This is a genomic window from Marinobacter bryozoorum (assembly GCF_023156245.1).
Lineage (GTDB): Bacteria > Pseudomonadota > Gammaproteobacteria > Pseudomonadales > Oleiphilaceae > Marinobacter > Marinobacter bryozoorum.
Map to the genome: position 1 here is coordinate 24,281 of NZ_JAKZAH010000014.1, position 17,871 is coordinate 42,151.

Here is a 17,871-nt window from a genome sequence, read left to right on the forward strand (position 1 = left end):
GAACGGACTCGGACATGATCGACAAAAAGGATATTACCCTCAGGGAGCTCCTCCGGCCCCGCTACGCCCGCATGGCCTGGCTGGTCCTGGTTATCGCCCTCTGCGCCACTGCGGCCCTGTGGGAACTTTCCCGACGCCTTGTAGAAGACCGCACTGAAAGTCGTTTCAACACCCAGTCACTGCAGCTCAAGACCGCCATTGAAGAGCGCCTGCTTAACTACGAACAGGTGCTGGCGGGCAGTGCCGGCCTGTTTTCCGTGGCAGGGGAGGTGTCACGGGAAGCGTGGCGGACCTATATCGACAAGGTCAATATTGATCGTTATTACCCGGGCATTCAGGGTATCGGCTATAGCCGTCGCATCACGATCGACGAGCTCCATGGCCACCTCCGGGAACTGCAAGCTGAAGGACTGGAAGGGTATGTGGTCCAGCCCCGGGGACTGCGGCCGGAGTTCTACCCCATCGTCTACCTGGAACCGGCCACGGAACGTAACCGCCGGGCCTTTGGCTATGACGCCTACCACGACCCCATTCACCGGCAAGCCATTCAGAGGGCCCGCGATACGGCCAGCCCCGTCGTCACCGGCAAGGTGGTGCTGGTACAGGAGGTGCTCGCCGAGGACCAGGCGGGCTTTCTCATGTACTACCCGGTCTATCACGGTGGCGTGGTGCCCCAGTCCCTGGCGGAGCGGCGCATGTTGCTCAAGGGCTTTGTGTTCAGTGCCTTTCGTACCAACAACCTGCTGGACGGAATTGTCGGGCTGATTTCCCCCTTCCTCGATGTGCGGATCTACGACGGCAGCAATATGGGGCGCGAAACCCTGATGTACGGCTCCAACCTGGGGTCCCTGGATGAGGATTTCAGCTTTGAGAAGACCCAGACGATCAAATACGGTGGTCGTACCTGGCTCATACAGACCCGCTCTACACCGGCGTTTGACTTCCTTGCATCCGACCCGCGCCCGTCCATCGTGCTGGGCTCGGGGATCCTGGTCAGCCTGCTGCTGTTTGCGTTCTCGCTGGCGCTGATCCGTTCCCGCGTACTTGCCCAGATGGGGGCTGGCCGTTATCGCGCTATTACCGAGGGGGCCAGCAATATCACGGTGGTGCTCGACCGTAAGGGCCGGGCCACGTATGTCAGCCCATCGTGTAACACCATTCTGGGCTATGAGCCGGATGAAGTCCTAGGTATGCCCTCTGAAGCCAGGGTGCACCGCGACGACTGGCCCCGGCTTCAGGATGGATTCCGGGAGGCCCTGGGGAGACCGGGCATTCAGATGCCGGTGGTGCGGGCACGTATCCGGGATACGGCCGGTGAGTGGCGTGAGATGGAAGGCTCATTTACCTCGATGCTGGACGTTCCCGGGGTTGAGGGCCTGGTGCTTAGCCTGCGCGACCTCACCCAGCTTCGTGCGGCTCAGTCAGAGTTACACCGGCTGGCCTTCTACGATCCGCTCACCGGGCTCGCCAACCGGCAGTTGTTCCGGGACCGGCTGGCCCACGTGGTCCGGCGCAGCCGTCGCAGCCAGGAGGCCGCCGCACTGATGTTCCTCGACCTGGACGGCTTCAAGCGCATCAACGATACCCTGGGGCATGATGCCGGTGATCAGTTGCTCGGGCATGTTGCCCGATGGCTCACCGGTTGCCTGCGCGAGGAGGACTCGGTGGCTCGTCTGGGGGGCGACGAATTTGTGGTGCTGCTGTCCCGCATCAGCGGGCCGCAGGCGACGGCAAAGGTGGCTGAAACCATCCTGCGGCGGCTGTGTCAGCGGGTGCGACTGAACGAACACGAAGTGGGCATCACCGTGAGTATCGGGGTGACCATGATTCCCCATGACAGCGAAGATCCCGGCGTATTGATGAAATACGCCGACCTCGCCATGTATCGTGCCAAGGAACGGGGGCGCAATAACTATCAGTTCTTCACCCCGGCCATGAACCTGCAGGCCGCCCGCCGGCTGTTGCAGCAGGAAGAGCTGGCCAATGCCCTGAACGAGGACCGGTTCGTTCTGCATTACCAGCCCAAGGTGGACCTCGATGCCCAGCAGGTTGTCGGGGTAGAGGCTTTCCTGCGCTGGCAGCACCCTGAGCGGGGGATCATCTCGGCCCAGCAGTTTATTACCCTGGCAGAAGAGTCCGGCCTGATCATCCGTCTGGGCGAGATGGCTTTGCGACAGGCCTGTATCCAGATCCAGGCCCTTGAGCGCGCCGGCTTCGAGCGCTTGCAGGTGGCGGTGAACCTGTCGGTACGGCAGGCTACCGATCCGGGGTTCCTTGACCTGTTCAGGCGCATCATCACAGAAACCGGTGTTATGCCGGACCGCCTTGAGCTGGAGTTACCGGCGGCCTTGCTGAACGAAGATCCCCGCACCCTGAGGGTGTTACTGAACGCCCTCCATGACACCGGTGCCCGGTTGATACTGGATGACTTTGGCAGTGGCGCCTGTTCACTGGCGGCCTTGCAGCAACTGCCCCTGGATGCCGTCAAGATCGATGACCGCTTTATCCGCGACATTCCCTATAACTCCAATGCCACCGATGTTGCGTCGGCGGTAGTCGCCCTTGCCCGCAAGCTGCGACTGACCGTGGTGGCTGAGGGTGTAGAAACGCCCCATCAGCTGCAGTTCCTGCAACAGGCCGGCTGTGCCCAGTGCCAGGGGAATCTGTTCAGCCACCCGCTGGACGAGGATTCCCTGATCAGTTACCTGGTCAACCAGTACGAGCGGGCGTTAATTCCGTGATCTGTGCGCATAATCCCGCAGCCGCGGGCGGCGAAGGCCGATGGTAATGAGGCCGGACAACCGGTAAAATCCCGCCTTTGCAGGCGCCGGGTAGTTTATTGACAGACCGGCCCTGAAATTCTCCATCGTGAGGGCAGCGCCTTCCAGGTGCCCATGGGTACCTGCTGCCCGGTGAACACGTCTGCTACGGGTAACCATTTGTCTGTGACTGAACTGAGCCGCATTCGTAACTTCTCGATCATCGCCCACATTGACCATGGCAAGTCCACGCTGGCGGACCGGTTTATCCAGGTTTGCGGCGGTCTGACGGACCGCGAGATGGCGGAACAGGTGCTGGACTCCATGGACCTGGAGCGGGAACGGGGCATCACCATCAAGGCCCAGAGCGTCACCCTGAACTACAAGGCGCGGGACGGTATCGAGTACAAGCTTAACTTTATCGATACCCCCGGCCACGTAGACTTCTCCTACGAAGTATCCCGCTCACTCTTCGCCTGTGAGGGCGCGCTGCTGGTGGTGGATGCTGGCCAGGGCGTGGAGGCGCAGTCCGTTGCCAACTGCTATACCGCCATTGAGCAGGGACTCGAGGTGGTGCCGGTACTGAACAAGATGGACCTGCCCCAGGCCGAGCCCGAGCGGGTCGCACAGGAAATCGAAGACATCATCGGTATCGAAGCCCAGGACGCGGTCCGCTGCAGTGCCAAGAGCGGCCTGGGTGTGGAGGATGTGCTGGAAGACCTGATCAAGCGCATACCACCTCCCGAAGGTGACGATAAGGCTCCGTTGCAGGCGCTGATCATTGACTCCTGGTTTGATAACTACCTTGGCGTGGTGTCCCTGGTGCGTATCCGCCAGGGCGTGATGCGCAAGGGCGACAAGATCCAGATCAAGTCCACCGGCAAGGCCTGGAATGCCGACCGGGTGGGCATTTTCACCCCGAAGCTCAAAGACACCGGCGAATTGAGCACCGGCGACGTGGGCTTCGTGGTGGCTGGTATCAAGGATATTCACGGCGCCCCGGTGGGTGACACCATCGTGCACCAGAAGTATGCCGAAGAAACCCCGATGATCCCTGGTTTCAAGAAGGTCAAACCCCAGGTCTACGCCGGCCTGTTCCCGGTCAGTGCCGACGACTACGAAGACTTCCGGGATGCCCTCGAGAAGCTGACCCTCAACGACGCCTCGCTGTTCTACGAACCCGAGAACTCCGATGCCCTGGGCTTCGGCTTCCGCTGTGGTTTCCTGGGCATGCTGCACATGGAAATCATCCAGGAGCGGCTGGAGCGGGAATACGACATTGACCTGATCACCACGGCACCCACGGTTATCTACGAGGTAGTGACCCGCAGTGGCGAGGTGATGGCGGTGGACAATCCCTCCCGCCTGCCGGATATCGGCTCCATCGAGGAAATGCGCGAGCCCATCGTGGAGGCCAATATCCTGGTGCCACAGGAGCACCTGGGTAACGTCATTGCCCTGTGCGAGGAAAAGCGCGGGGTACAGAAGAACATGCTGTTCCTGGCCAACCAGGTTCAGCTTTCCTATGAACTGCCGATGGCAGAGGTAGTGCTGGACTTCTTTGATCGCATCAAGTCTGCCAGCCGGGGCTTTGCTTCACTGGATTACCACTTCGTGCGCTTCCAGCCGGCCAACCTGGTGCGGCTGGATGTGATGATCAACGGCGACCGGGTCGATGCCCTGGCGTTGATCGTGCACCGCGACCAGGCCCATTATCGGGGCCGCGCGCTGATCGAGAAGATGAAGGAGCTTATCCCCCGGCAGATGTTCGATATTGCCATCCAGGCGTCTATCGGCAACCAGGTCATCGCGCGGGTCACCGTCAAGGCACTGCGCAAAAACGTCACCGCCAAGTGTTACGGTGGCGACGTCAGTCGTAAGAAGAAGCTGCTGCAGAAGCAAAAGGAAGGCAAGAAGCGGATGAAGCAGCTGGGTAATGTCGAGGTACCCCAGGAGGCCTTCCTGGCGGTGCTGAAAGTGGATAACTAGGGCTTTACTGAATGGACATCAATTTTCCGCTGATCCTGGTCGTGCTGACCTTTGCCACCGGCATTATCTGGCTGGGGGACAAGCTGTTCCTGCGGCCAAAACGGGAAGCCGCCTGGGAGGCCTCCGGGGGCGCCGCAGTCGCCAGCGGAAGTTCAGCGGACGACGCCGGGGATGACAACGCCAGGCCGCCGGAGCCCTACCTGGTCGATCTGAGTCGTTCCTTCTTCCCGGTACTGGCCATCGTGCTGGTGCTGCGCTCGTTCCTGGTCGAGCCTTTCCAGATTCCCTCCGGGTCCATGCTGCCGACCCTCGAAGTGGGTGATTTCATCCTGGTGAACAAATACGCCTACGGCCTGCGGTTGCCCGTGGCCGGCACCAAGGTCGTCGATATCGGTGACCCCGAGCGGGGCGATGTCATGGTCTTTCGTTACCCTGAAGACGGCACCACCAATTACATCAAGCGCGTGGTGGGCCTGCCAGGGGATCGGATCGGTTACCGCAACAAGGAGCTGTTTGTAAACGGCGAACGGGTGCCAACGCGGTTCGTCGCCAACCTGCCCCCCTATGAAATGCTGGAAGAGCAGCTGGGGGATGTTGAACACCTGGTTTACCGGAACCTGGGCGCCAGGTCCGGCGTGGGGGAGGGTGAATGGATTGTTCCGGATGAGCACTACTTCATGATGGGAGACAACCGGGATAACAGTAATGACAGCCGCTTCTGGGGTATGGTTCCGGATGAGATGGTGGTGGGCAAGGCATTCCTGATCTGGATGCAGTGGCCCTCCATCACCAGCCTGCCCTCGTTTGACCGGGTAGGACTCATCGACTGAGTTTGCGAACGTTTGTCGGCTTACCGCCGCTTACATGAGGTACGTGTGTATGAACCAATACTTCCAACAGCGTGGCGCTTCCACCCTGGGTATCCTGGTTGCGGTGCTGTTCTTTGCCAGCCTGCTGACACTGGTGATCAAACTGGGCCCCGCCTACCTTGATGACTACACTGTTCAGGGAGCCCTTGAAGGCCTCGACGGTGAAGAAGGGCTGTCCAAGATGACACCGGCGGATGTGCGGCGCCTGGTGACCAAGCGCCTGAGCGTCAACAATGTTGACGGCTTCAATGCCAAGGACATCCAGATTGAAAAGGATGGTGATATCGTAATCATCACCCTGGATTACGAAGTCCGCACCCATGTGGTATCCAATGTGGATGCGGTAATCAGTTTCAATCACTTCTACGAGCTGACAGGACAGTGATAAACCAACCCGACCTGGACAGACTGCAACGTCGCATAGGCTACCAGTTCAACGATCCGGAACTGCTCTTGCTGGCGATGACCCATCGCAGCTTCGGTAACCAGAATAACGAGCGGCTGGAGTTCCTTGGTGACTCGCTGGTAAACATGATCATTGCCGAGCACCTGTACCATCACTTCGAGCGGGCCCGGGAAGGGCAGCTGAGTCGCCTGCGGGCGAGGATGGTAAAGGGCGTGACCCTGGCGGAAATCGGCCGTGAGTTCGAACTGGGCCAGTACCTGCGGCTGGGATCGGGTGAAATGAAAAGTGGTGGTTTCCGCCGGGACTCGATCCTGGCCGATGCCGTTGAGTCGATTATCGGTGCCATCTACCTGGACAGCAGTTTCGATACCTGCCGGGAGCGGGTGCTGTCCTGGTTCGACAAGCGCCTGGAGCGCCTGGATATCCAGGATACCCAGAAAGACCCCAAGACCCGCCTGCAGGAATACCTGCAGTCGCGACAATTTCCGCTGCCCCGGTACGATGTGATCTCGGTCGATGGCGAAGCCCATGCCCAGACCTTCCATGTGTCCTGTGCCATGCCTTCACTTGACCGCAAGACCACCGGCGTCGGCAGCAGCCGTCGTATCGCCGAGCAGCAGGCCGCCCGTGCTGCTCTCAGGCAGCTGGGTGTGGAGACCAACGAATGAATGACATTACCCGGCCCGACAACGCCGACAGCCGCTGCGGTTTTGTGGCCATCGTAGGCCGCCCCAATGTAGGCAAGTCCACGCTGCTGAACCATATCCTGGGTCAGAAGCTCAGCATTACCTCCCGCAAGCCCCAGACCACCCGCCACCAGATCCTGGGTATCAAGACCGAGGGACCGGTCCAGGCCATCTACGTGGACACCCCGGGTATGCACGAGGAAGAGCCCCGGGCCCTGAACCGTTACATGAACCGCGCCGCCTCTGCCGCCCTCAAGCACGTGGATGTGGTGGTGTTCGTGGTGGACCGCCATCACTGGACCCCGGCGGACGAGATGGTGCTGAACAAGCTGACTCACCTGACCTGCCCGGTGATCCTGGCGGTGAACAAGGTGGACAAGCTGGAGAAGCGGGAAACCCTGCTGCCGGTACTGGAAGAGCTGGCGGCAAAGCGGGAGTTTGCCGAAATCATCCCCATGTCCGCGTTGAAGGAACAGAACATCGAACCCCTGGAAGAAGCGGTCTCCCGCTTTCTGCCGCAGAGTGTCCACTTCTACCCGGATGACCAGATCACCGACCGCAGCGAGCGCTTCGTGGCTGCCGAGATGGTACGGGAAAAGATTACCCGCCAGCTGGGGGCCGAACTGCCGTATTCAGTGGCAGTGGAAATCGAGGAATTCCGCCACGATGGCAAGACCCTGCACATCTCGGCACTGATCCTCGTTGAGCGGGAAGGGCAGAAGAAGATCGTCATCGGTGACAAGGGGGAGCGACTGCGCCGAATCGGTCAGGAGGCCCGTGCCGATATGGAGCGCATGTTTGACGGCAAGGTCATGTTGCGGCTGTGGGTCAAGGTAAAGCGTGGCTGGGCCGACAGCGACCGGGCCCTGAAAAGCCTGGGTATGCACGACAGCTGAGGGCGTGATGGCAGGGCAGGTACAACAGGAGCCCGCCTATGTGCTGCACCGGCGCCCCTTCCGCGAAACCAGTCTGCTGGTAGACCTGCTGACCCTGAACCACGGCAAGGTCGGTGTGGTGGCACGGGGCGCCAACAGCGCCCGCAGTGCCCTCAAGGCGCAGCTGCAACCCTTCCAGCCCCTGCTGGTGGACTGGACCGGCCGCGCCGATCTCAAGACCCTGACCCATACCGATACCCGCCCGGGCGCTAAGCTCGGCAATGGCACAGCATTGTACAGCGGGTTCTACCTGAACGAACTGTTGCAGAAACTGCTGTCTCCCTTTGACCCGGCCCAGGAGCTGTTTGCGGCGTACATCGAGGCCCTCGATCAACTGGCGTCAGCGGACGGCGACGTGGAACCGGTACTACGCCAGTTTGAAATGGCCCTGGCCGACAGCCTCGGATACGGCTTCACCTGGGATGAGGCCACCGATCTCGGGCAACCGGTCCAGGCCGGCCAGCGCTATTGTTACGATCCCCAGCAGGGCATACTGGCTACCCCGGTGGAGCATACCCGCTTGCGGGGACTGCCTGGCCAGGCACTATTGGCACTGGCCTCAGGCGATCTCCATAACCCCGAAGCCCGGCGGGTCGCAAAACAGGTCATGCGGTCGCTGACCGACTTTTTGTTACAGGGTAAGCCTCTGAACAGTCGTGCCCTTTTTAGCGGGCGTTCAGGCTCGGCCTGATTTCCATCCATCCCCGTATTGATCAACACAGGACGGCAGCCATGAAAGATCGTGTATTGCTCGGAGTCAACGTCGACCACGTGGCCACCCTCAGGCAGGCCCGGGGCACCCGCTTCCCGGACCCGGTCCAGGCGGCCATGGTGGCAGAGGAGGCCGGTGCCGATGGCATCACCATCCATCCCCGGGAAGACCGTCGCCACATCCAGGACCGTGACGTGCTGCTGATGCGCCAGACCCTGAATACCCGCATGAACCTGGAGATGGCGGTCACCGATGCCATGCTCAGTTTCGCCGAGAACGTACGGCCGGAATGCGTGTGCCTGGTGCCGGAAAAGCGGGAGGAACTGACCACAGAGGGCGGCCTGGATGTGGACGGCAACGAGGAACGGGTGGCCCGGGCCTGCGACCGGCTGGCTCGCATCGGAGCGGAGGTTTCCCTGTTCATCGACCCGGACCCGGTTCAGATTGACGCCGCGGTGCGTTGTGGTGCCCCGGTAATCGAGCTCCATACCGGCGAATACGCCGAGGCAGATACGCCAACAGAGCAGGCCCATACCCTTGAAAACCTCAAGCAGGCGGTGGAATACGCCCGGCGCAAGGGACTGGTGGTCAATGCTGGTCATGGGCTGAACTACCACAACACCCTTGCGGTGGCGGCCATTCCCGGCATCAATGAGCTCAATATCGGCCATGCCATCATCGCCCGGGCGGTGTTTACCGGCCTGAAAGAGGCGGTCCGGGATATGCGGGCGATTCTGGACCAGGCTCGCAGTTAGTGCGGTTTGGCCGGTGAAAGCCTGTCAGAATTCGGGAGTGGGGTACAGGAGGGGTAAGCTTTTCTTACGGGAAAAGTACCCCCATGGCCTTGGCCTCTTCACGAAAGCCCCCAGGCTGGAACAAAAGCTAAACAGGATTCACCTCATCACTACGCCGAAACAAAGCCTGCCAGTCCGTCTGATCACCCCAGATATCCAGTCGCTCCATCGCGGCCAGAAGATTATCTCGTAACGACTCCACATCCTCGTTGCGGCGTTTGAGGGCCGTTTCGAACTGCTCCGAGGCCTCCCTCAATTCCGGAACACCGCAATATCGCGTCGCACCGTGCAGTTTGTGCACGCATTCCAGGACCGCATCGTAGTCCTCCGCGGCCCAGCATTGGCGAATGGTGGCCTGGTCCGGTCGCAGTTGCTCCAGCAGCATGCTGAACAACTCCTCGGCCAGGTCTACCTTGCCGGCGGCCAGGCGAATGCTCTCCGCCACATCCACCACCGGCTTCTGCCGCCGTCGGGTAGACGGCCGCAAGGGGCGGCGAGTGTCCCGGAACTGCGCTATGTTGTCCTGGCGCCGGCTGGCCTCGGGAGGCTGGTAGCCAGTGAAGTCCGCCAGGGTATCCATCAGTTGCTGACTGTTGACCGGTTTGGCGAGGTAACCGTCGAAACCTTGCTGCATCAGCCGCTCCTGTTCGTCTGCCAGGGCGTGGGCGGTGAGGGCAATAATGGCGCTGCGGTGGTGGGAGTCATCCAGTCCCCGCAGGCGTGCCGTGGTTTCAACGCCGTCCATGCCGGGCATCTGCAGATCCATGAAAATCAGATCGAAGCCCTGGCTGCGGGCCTTGCTCAGGGCCTCAAAGCCGCTGGCGGCGCCCTCGGCGGGAATGCCGCAATCATTGAGCAGGGTAAGCACCAGTTTCAGGTTGGCTTCGTTGTCGTCCACCGCCATGACCCGGGGCTGGTTCGAAGACTGCCTCGGTGGCGGCAGTGCGGCACCGGGGCGAGCCTGGTCCACTGGTCGTTGGCGGGCATCAATACCGTGTACCAGCATTAACAGCTCATCATACAGGGGCTCACGGCAAACCGGCTTCGTCAGGTGCCCACTGGTCAGGCCGGAGAGCGCCGTATCGTGGGTTTCCAGGGTCGGTGTCAGCAACAGGGTGCGGCAGTCCCGGTCCACTTCCAGCTTGTGGATCAGTTCCCGGTACTGGCTGGAGTTGAGCAGGTTCCGGCTGATGCCAACCATGGCCAGGGCAAAGCCGGACTGGTTCTGCTGGGCTTCTTCGACCCGTTCCAGCAAGTCAGCCGGTGACCCGGCTCGCACTACCTGCATGCCCCAGTCCCGCAGTGTGTGCTCTACCGCCAGGCCACTGGTTTTCTGTTGCTCCAGGTAGATCACCCGCTCCCCTCGCAGGGCATCGTGGGGCAGTGAGGCATCGGTGCGGGTGGACAGTTCCGTCGTCAGGGTGAACCAGAAGGTGGAGCCCTTGCCCAGTTCGCTTTCCAGGCTGATGGTGCCGCCCATCTCTTCCACCAGGCGCTTGGATATGACCAGGCCGAGGCCAGTGCCGCCGTACTGGCGGGCCGTGGAGGCATCTGCCTGGCTGAACGCGTTGAACAGTGACTGCTGCTGGGCCCGGGACAGGCCCACGCCGGAGTCGGTAATACTGATGCGCAGGGTGACCTGGTTGGTTTCCGTGTCCTCGGCTTCCAGGCTCGCCCGCAGCACTACTTCGCCGGTCTGGGTGAACTTGATGGCGTTGTTGACCAGGTTGGTGATCACCTGCTTCACCCGCAGCGGATCCCCCATGATGTTGTCGGGCACGTCGGCGTAGACCAGGTGCACCAGGTCCAGGTTCTTGCTGTGTGCCGCGGGCGCCAGCATTACCATGACCTCCTCGACAATTTCCCTGAGATGGAAGGGCACCCGGTCGAGGATCAGTTTGCCGGCCTCGATCTTCGAGAAATCCAGGATGTCATTGATAATGGTCAGCAGGATTTCCGAGGACTTGCGAATGGTGTTCAGGTGCTCTGCCTGCTGTTTCTGCAACGGGCTTTTCAGCAGCAGTTCGGTGAAGCCGATAATGCCGTTGAGCGGAGTGCGGATTTCGTGGGACATGTTGGCCAGGAATTCCGACTTGATGCGGCTGGCCTCCAGGGCGTCCTTGCGGGCGAAGTCCAGCTCGATGTTCTGGATTTCGATCGTTTCCAGGGTTTCCCGCAGGTCTTCGGTGGCCTGGTCGATGTTCTGCTGCATTTCGGCCTGGGCCTTGCTGAGTTCCTCGGCCATTGCATTGAGGCCGGACTCCAGCTGCTCGAACTCGGGCCCGGCGCCCGTGTGTACCCGGGTATCCAGGTGACCTTCCTTGAGGCGCGCAACCGCGCGGTTGAGTTCGAAGACCGGTTCGGTGAACGATCGGCTAAGGCGCAGCGCAATAGCCAGGCTCAGGAGTACTCCGGCAACGATCATCAGCAGAGAAATGAACAACGCCTTCCAGGTTTCCTTTTCGGTGCGCACATGGGACATTTCCACTGCGGCCCAGCCGATGGGTTCCAGGGTATCCGGCGGTGCGCTGCGGGACTCCAGGTCCAGCAGGTTTTCCAGCATCAGGTCCTGCAGGTACACCGGGGAAATGAATACCGTGTTGCCAGCCGAGGGCCAGTGGGAAACCGCCGTCCGGGGAAATTCCTCGAGCTTTTCAAAGGTGCTGGCGGGACCGGTGTGGAGCAGGCGCTCCTGGCGGGCGTTATAGAAGGTGATGGAGCGAACGTCCTGCTCTTCCAGCAGGGCGTTGGACAGGCTGCTCAACAGGCTGCGGTTGGCGGTGAACATCCCGTATTCGGCGGCTGCTGCCAGTTGCCGGGACAGGGAGTCGCCACGGTCGTCCAGCAACTGGTTGATGTTCTGCACCCAGCTCCAGGTAAAGAAGAGCCCCAGCAATACCGTTGTGATCAGCGTGGGAACCAGGGTGACCAGCAGGACTTTTTTTCGAATACCCCAACGACGCATACGGATTTTCTACCTCTTGCCCGATCCCTGGTTGGCTTCCCTGGTGTGGCCTGGCACTCGAAGCTGGCCTTATAGCCGCCTGGCATGGCCATAGCGGCATCCTCTATTGGGCGAGCCGCCCGGATGCGGGTATGATGCGCATCCTGTGTCCTGAACGGCCTTCCAGTACCTGCTTCAGAAGCGCCATAAGTGTAACATAGGCGTGCAGAAAAGCTGTGAAGGAGTCTTGGATGGCACGGACTCCTGAAGGGCAGCCCATATCGACGAGGAGCGCGAACGCCATGCATTTCCCTACCATCGAGGATTATGTCGGTCATACCCCACTGGTTCGCCTGCAGCGAATGCCCGGCGATACCAGCAACGTTGTCCTGGCCAAGCTGGAAGGCAACAACCCTGCCGGCTCGGTGAAGGACCGGCCAGCCATCAGCATGATCCAGGAGGCGGAAAAGCGCGGCGAAATCCGTCCGGGCGACACCATCATTGAAGCCACCAGCGGCAACACCGGTATCGCCCTGGCGATGGCGGCGGCGATCAAGGGTTACCGCATGAAGCTGATCATGCCGGCCAACATGAGCGAAGAGCGCCGGGCCTCCATGCGAGCCTATGGCGCCGAAATCATTACCGTCAGCAAGGAAGAGGGCATGGAAGGCGCCCGGGACCTGGCGACCCGCATGCAGGAGGAGGGCGAGGGTACCGTGCTGGACCAGTTCGCCAACCCGGATAATCCGCTGGCCCATTACCGCACCACCGGCCCGGAAATCTGGGAGCAGACCAAGGGCAGGGTGACGCACTTTGTCAGCTCCATGGGCACCACCGGCACCATTATGGGTGTGTCCCGCTATCTCAAGGAGCGCAACCCGGATGTGCAGATTATCGGGTTACAGCCGAGGGAAGGTTCTTCCATTCCGGGCATCCGCCGCTGGCCCGAGGAGTACCTGCCCAGAATCTACGATGCCACCCGCGTTGACCAGGTTCTGGACGTAGGCCAGGACGAAGCCGAGGAAACCATGCGGGCGCTGGCCCGTGAAGAAGGTATTTTCTGCGGGGTTTCGTCCGGCGGCTCCATCGCCGCTGCCCTCAAGCTGTCACAGCAGGTTGAAAACGCTGTCATTGTCGCCATTATCTGTGACCGCGGCGACCGCTACCTGTCTACCGGCGTATTTCCCGGCGCCTGATACTTACCGATTTCCAGAGACCTTTATATGAGCCGCAGACGCAGGAAACCTCTGCCGAAAGAGCCATTGCCGTGCACCATTGAAACCCTGAGCCACGACGGCCGGGGCATCGCCCGGGAAGAGGGCAAGACCCGTTTCGTGGACGGCGCGCTGCCCGGTGAGCGGGTAATGGCCAGGATGATCTCCACCCGCAGCAAGTTCGATGAGCTGCGCACCGAAGAAGTGCTGGAGGCGTCACCGGAGCGCGCTACGCCGCCCTGTGAATATGCCGATCTGTGTGGCGGTTGCAGCCTTCAACATATGGCTCCCGACGCCCAGATCCGGTTCAAGGAGAACACCCTGCGGGAGCACTTTGCCCATTTCGGGGGCATTGAGCCGGAGCAGTGGATCGAGCCCATGCGTTCGCCGCCGCTGGGTTACCGGCGCAAGGCGCGCCTTGGGGTGCGCTTCGTCAGCAAGCGGGATTCGGTACTGGTGGGCTTCCGGGAGAAGCGCAACAGCTTCCTGGCAGATATTGACCGTTGCGTGGTGCTCGATCCCCGCATTGGCGAGCGCATCGATGATTTGAGAAAGCTGATTTATCGGATGGAGGCTTTCCAGAACATCGCCCAGGTAGAAGTGGCCTGTGGCGATGACGTGGCCACCATGATCTTCCGTAACATGGTACCCCTGAGTGACGCTGATCGCGCGGCCCTGGTGGCCTTCGGCCAGGCCCATGACTTGCATATCTACCTGCAGCCCAAGGGGCCGGATACCGTGCACCGCATCTGGCCGGAAACCGGCGAGGAGCGGCTCAGCTATCAGCTACCGGAATTTGACCTGACCATGAAGTTCCATCCCATGGACTTCACCCAGGTTAACGCCGACATTAACCAGCGCATGGTACACCGTGCCATCGACTGGCTGGATGTGCAGCCCGGTGACCGGGTGCTGGATTTGTTCTGCGGCCTTGGCAACTTTACCCTGCCACTGGCTCGCAAGGCGGGCCAGGTGGTTGGCGTGGAAGGTGACGATGCCATGGTTGTGCGCGGGCGTGAGAATGCCGAACTTAACGGCCTTTCCAATGTCACGTTCCACGGCGCCAACCTGCAGGGCGACTTCACCGGTGAAAGCTGGGCCACCGAAGGCTTCGACCGGATTCTGATAGATCCGCCGCGGTCGGGTGCCCAGGAAATCTGTGAGCATCTCACAGCGTTTGGCGCAAAGCGCATTGTGTATGTTTCCTGCAACCCGGCCACCCTGGCGCGGGATGCGGGTGTAATTGTCAGTAAGGGGTATCGCCTGGTACAGGCGGGCGTGATGGACATGTTCCCTCACACCACCCACGTGGAATCCATCGCCCTGTTCGAAAAAATCTGAGAGCGAACTGAGCATGGCAAGGGCATGGCCCGGTAAAGGACACTAACGGCAGCAAAAGCATGGTAAAGGTACGGGAAGACTACGCGGTTACCGCAGATGGACAGGTGGATATCGAAGGCTGGGTAAGGCAGATCGAAGCCCAGACCCGCCTTGAGAATCCGGACCAGTTTCGCCGGGCCTGTGAGCTCAGCGCGGAAATCGATCGCCGGGCCGTGGAAGAGGACCGACTGTGGGCACCGGGTGCCAGCAGCTTCCACACCGGTATTGAAATGGCCCAGGTGCTGGTGGAGTTGCACCTGGACCAGGCCAGCTTGGTGGCGGCCATCCTTTACCGTGCCGTGCGCGAAGGCCGTATAGAGCTGGACGAAATCCGGAAGGAATTCGGTGACGAAGTGGCCGGCCTGATCCAGGGTGTGGTGCAGATGGCGGCAATCTCCGCTATCCATCACCCCCTGAAAGGGACCGTACTGGGCCAGACGGAAGGCCAGCTGGATAATGTCCGCAAGATGCTGGTCACCATGATCGACGATGTCCGGGTGGCCCTGATCAAGCTCGCAGAGCGGACCTGTGCCCTGCGGGCCGTCAAGAACGCTGTCTACGAAAAGCGCATGCGGGTCGCCCGGGAAGTCTTCGATATCTACGCGCCCCTGGCCCACCGCCTGGGTATCGGGCATATCAAGTGGGAGCTGGAAGACCTGTCCTTCCGCTACCTGCACGAGACCGCGTACAAGAAGATCGCCCGCCAGCTGGACGAGAAGCGCCTGGACCGGGAAGGCTATATCCAGAAGGTGCTCAAGGACCTGGGCGATGAATTGCGCCGTTCCGGTATCCAGGCGGAACTGGCCGGCCGGGCCAAGCACATCTACAGCATCTGGCGGAAAATGCGCCGCAAGGGCATCGACTTCTCCCAGGTTTATGACGTGCGGGCCGTACGCCTGCTGGTGCCGGAGGTACGGGACTGCTACGGGGCGCTGGGCATCGTCCACAGCCTGTGGCGCCATATTCCCAACGAGTTCGACGACTACATTGCCAACCCCAAGGAGAACGGCTACCAGTCTCTCCACACCGCCGTCATCGGGCCCGAGGGTAAGGTGATGGAGGTGCAGATTCGTACCCACAAGATGCATGAAGAGGCAGAGCTTGGGGTTTGTGCCCACTGGCTCTATAAAGGTACGGATACCGGCAACCGCTCCACCGGCTATGAGGCCAAGATCAACTGGCTGCGTCAGGTGCTGGAATGGCAGGAGGAGCTGGGTGACCTGTCTGGCCTGGCGGATCACCTTACCGGTGATATTGCGTCAGACCGTGTCTATGTCTTTACGCCGGAAGGCCATGTGGTGGACTTGCCCCAGGGCGCCACACCGGTGGACTTTGCCTACCGTGTGCACACGGAGGTGGGGCATGCCTGTCGGGGCGCGCGGGTGAATGGCCGCATCGTACCGTTGACCTACCCGCTGAAAACCGGCGACCAGGTCTATATCCTTACGTCAAACAACCAGGCTCCGAGCCGGGACTGGCTGAACCCCAGCCTGGGTTATATCCAGACCTCCCGTGCCCGCGCCAAGGTCACCCACTGGTTCAAGCAGCAGCACCGGGACCAGAACATTGCCGACGGCCGGGCCATCCTGGAAGACGAATTCAAGCGCTTGTCCCTCTACGACGTGAGCCTGGACGAGCTGGCCCGCAAAGTGAACTATCCGGGCGCCGCGGACATGTTTGCCGCTGTCGGTGCCGGTGACCTGCGTCCTACCCATGTGGCCCACGTGGCCCAGGAGATGCTTGAGCCCCGGGAACAGCAGCTTGACCTGAAACTGCTGGGCAGCCGCAAAGGTCAGTACGAGACCGATTCGGATATCCAGATTCGTGGCGTGGGCAAGCTCAAGACCCAGGTCGCCAAGTGTTGCAAGCCGTTGCCGGGTGACGCCATCGGCGGTTATATCACCGTTGGCCGTGGCGTAACGGTGCACCGCCAGGACTGCCTGACGTTCCTGCACCACAAGGAATTCGAGCCCAACCGCATTATCGAGGTCAGTTGGGGCGGCCGCCCGGAAGCCACCTACCCGGTGGACATCGAGATCGAGGCCTATGACCGCTATTGTCTGCTGCGGGATATTACCCAGGTGCTGACAGCCTCGCGCAGTAATGTGCTGTCCCTGAACACCTTGTCGAATATCGATGAGAACACGGCAACCATGCTGGTCACAGTGGAAATCCGAACCCTGGAACAGCTGGCCCGGCTGCTCGCCCAGATCCGGAACCTGCCCAACATCATTGAGGTGAGGCGCAAGCGATCATGAGCTACACCGTCGACGACCTGAAAACCCTGATGGCCCGGCTGCGGGACCCGGAGACCGGTTGCCCCTGGGATACGAAGCAGACCTTCCGCACCATCGTGCCCCATACCCTGGAGGAAGCCCACGAAGTGGCGGACACCATTGAGCGGGAAGATTACAGGCACCTGAAGGAAGAGCTGGGTGACCTGTTGTTCCAGGTAATCTTCTATGCACAGATGGGCCAGGAGCAGGATCTGTTCGGCTTCGACGACGTTGTCGATACCCTGGTGCGGAAGCTGTTGCGTCGCCACCCCCATGTGTTCCCCGAGGGCACCCTGGAAAGTCGTGTCGATCCGGAGAACCGCCCCACGGATGAATGGATTGCGGCCAGCTGGGAGCGTATCAAGGCCGAGGAGCGCGCGGAAAAGGGGGAGAATGCGAACCGGGAACCCTCCAGTCGCCTGGAAGACATACCCGCGTCCCTGCCGGCGCTGACCCGTGCCGACAAGTTGCAACGGCGTGCCGCCCGCTATGGCTTCGACTGGCCGGACATCGGCCCGGTGTTCGACAAGCTGGAAGAGGAAATCGGTGAGCTGCGGGAAGCCTGGGAGAACGCCCAGGAGGACCCGGCGGCCCGGGATGACGTGGAGGACGAACTCGGTGACCTGATGTTTGTCTGCGTCAACCTTGCGCGGTTTATGAAAGTAAACCCGGACCAGGCCCTGCGGCGTACCAATCGCAAGTTCGAGGCACGCTTTCGCGCCATCGAGCAGGTGCTGGCGGAACAGGGCAGGGTGATGGAAGATGAGTCCCTTGAGAATCTGGATGCGATCTGGAACAGCGTCAAGGGTGTGGAACGCTCAACAGGCAACTGAGCACTGCGTCAGCAAAAACAACAAATAAGTACAAATCGTTACCGATTTCCCGGCTTGCATTCTGCACGATTCAA

At 60.9% G+C, this 17,871-nt stretch carries 13 protein-coding genes; 12 read left to right on the plus strand and 1 reads right to left on the minus strand.

Features of this window, described 5'->3' with window-relative positions:
• Positions 1 to 14: 14 nt before the first annotated feature.
• The 8 genes from MLC59_RS09665 (at position 15) to pdxJ (ending at position 9,111) form a co-directional block, all read left to right on the plus strand.
• Positions 15 to 2,741: a bifunctional diguanylate cyclase/phosphodiesterase gene (locus tag MLC59_RS09665; protein WP_248233780.1), complete on the plus strand. Its 2,727-nt coding sequence runs from the start codon at positions 15 to 17 to the stop codon at positions 2,739 to 2,741.
• Between the two features lie 204 nt (positions 2,742 to 2,945).
• Positions 2,946 to 4,748, plus strand: coding sequence for a translation elongation factor 4 (gene lepA / locus MLC59_RS09670; RefSeq protein ID WP_248233783.1), 1,803 nt, complete (start codon positions 2,946 to 2,948; stop codon positions 4,746 to 4,748).
• A gap of 11 nt (positions 4,749 to 4,759) precedes the next feature.
• Positions 4,760 to 5,578, plus strand: a complete 819-nt coding sequence (gene lepB / locus MLC59_RS09675) for a signal peptidase I (protein WP_248233784.1) — start codon at positions 4,760 to 4,762, stop codon at positions 5,576 to 5,578.
• A 49-nt stretch (positions 5,579 to 5,627) separates the two neighbouring features.
• A complete protein-coding gene (locus MLC59_RS09680; RefSeq protein WP_248233786.1) occupies positions 5,628 to 6,002 on the plus strand; it encodes a DUF4845 domain-containing protein in 375 nt (124 codons plus the stop codon).
• Positions 5,999 to 6,691: a ribonuclease III gene (gene rnc, locus MLC59_RS09685; RefSeq protein WP_248233788.1), complete on the plus strand. Its 693-nt coding sequence runs from the start codon at positions 5,999 to 6,001 to the stop codon at positions 6,689 to 6,691. The genes MLC59_RS09680 and rnc overlap by 4 nt, the downstream gene beginning before the upstream one ends.
• Positions 6,688 to 7,605, plus strand: a complete 918-nt coding sequence (era, locus tag MLC59_RS09690; protein ID WP_248233790.1) for a GTPase Era — start codon at positions 6,688 to 6,690, stop codon at positions 7,603 to 7,605. Before rnc ends, era begins: the two co-directional genes overlap by 4 nt.
• A 7-nt stretch (positions 7,606 to 7,612) precedes the next feature.
• Positions 7,613 to 8,335 (plus strand): DNA repair protein RecO, encoded by a 723-nt coding sequence (gene recO / locus MLC59_RS09695; RefSeq protein WP_248233791.1) that lies wholly within the window; start codon positions 7,613 to 7,615, stop codon positions 8,333 to 8,335.
• Positions 8,336 to 8,376: 41 nt separating this feature from the next.
• Positions 8,377 to 9,111, plus strand: coding sequence for a pyridoxine 5'-phosphate synthase (gene pdxJ, locus MLC59_RS09700; protein WP_248233794.1), 735 nt, complete (start codon positions 8,377 to 8,379; stop codon positions 9,109 to 9,111).
• Between the two features lie 127 nt (positions 9,112 to 9,238).
• On the opposite strand, the gene MLC59_RS09705 is transcribed toward pdxJ, so the two are convergent.
• Positions 9,239 to 12,115 (minus strand): ATP-binding protein, encoded by a 2,877-nt coding sequence (locus MLC59_RS09705; RefSeq protein ID WP_248233797.1) that lies wholly within the window; start codon positions 12,113 to 12,115, stop codon positions 9,239 to 9,241.
• 281 nt (positions 12,116 to 12,396) lie between these two features.
• Here MLC59_RS09705 and cysM point away from each other — a divergent pair, with 281 nt between their 5' ends.
• From cysM to mazG, 4 genes are read left to right on the plus strand one after another with little or no spacing between them, the layout of a single operon-like run.
• On the plus strand, positions 12,397 to 13,290 hold the full coding sequence (gene cysM, locus MLC59_RS09710) for a cysteine synthase CysM (RefSeq protein WP_248233800.1): 894 nt from the start codon (positions 12,397 to 12,399) through the stop codon (positions 13,288 to 13,290).
• Positions 13,291 to 13,317: 27 nt separating this feature from the next.
• The gene (rlmD, locus tag MLC59_RS09715; protein WP_248233802.1) at positions 13,318 to 14,649 is read left to right on the plus strand and encodes a 23S rRNA (uracil(1939)-C(5))-methyltransferase RlmD; all 1,332 of its coding nucleotides are present in this window, start codon (positions 13,318 to 13,320) and stop codon (positions 14,647 to 14,649) included.
• A 59-nt stretch (positions 14,650 to 14,708) separates the two neighbouring features.
• A complete protein-coding gene (relA, locus tag MLC59_RS09720) occupies positions 14,709 to 16,946 on the plus strand; it encodes a GTP diphosphokinase (protein WP_248233804.1) in 2,238 nt (745 codons plus the stop codon).
• On the plus strand, positions 16,943 to 17,797 hold the full coding sequence (gene mazG / locus MLC59_RS09725; RefSeq protein WP_248233807.1) for a nucleoside triphosphate pyrophosphohydrolase: 855 nt from the start codon (positions 16,943 to 16,945) through the stop codon (positions 17,795 to 17,797). Before relA ends, mazG begins: the two co-directional genes overlap by 4 nt.
• The last annotated feature ends 74 nt before the right edge of the window (positions 17,798 to 17,871 follow it).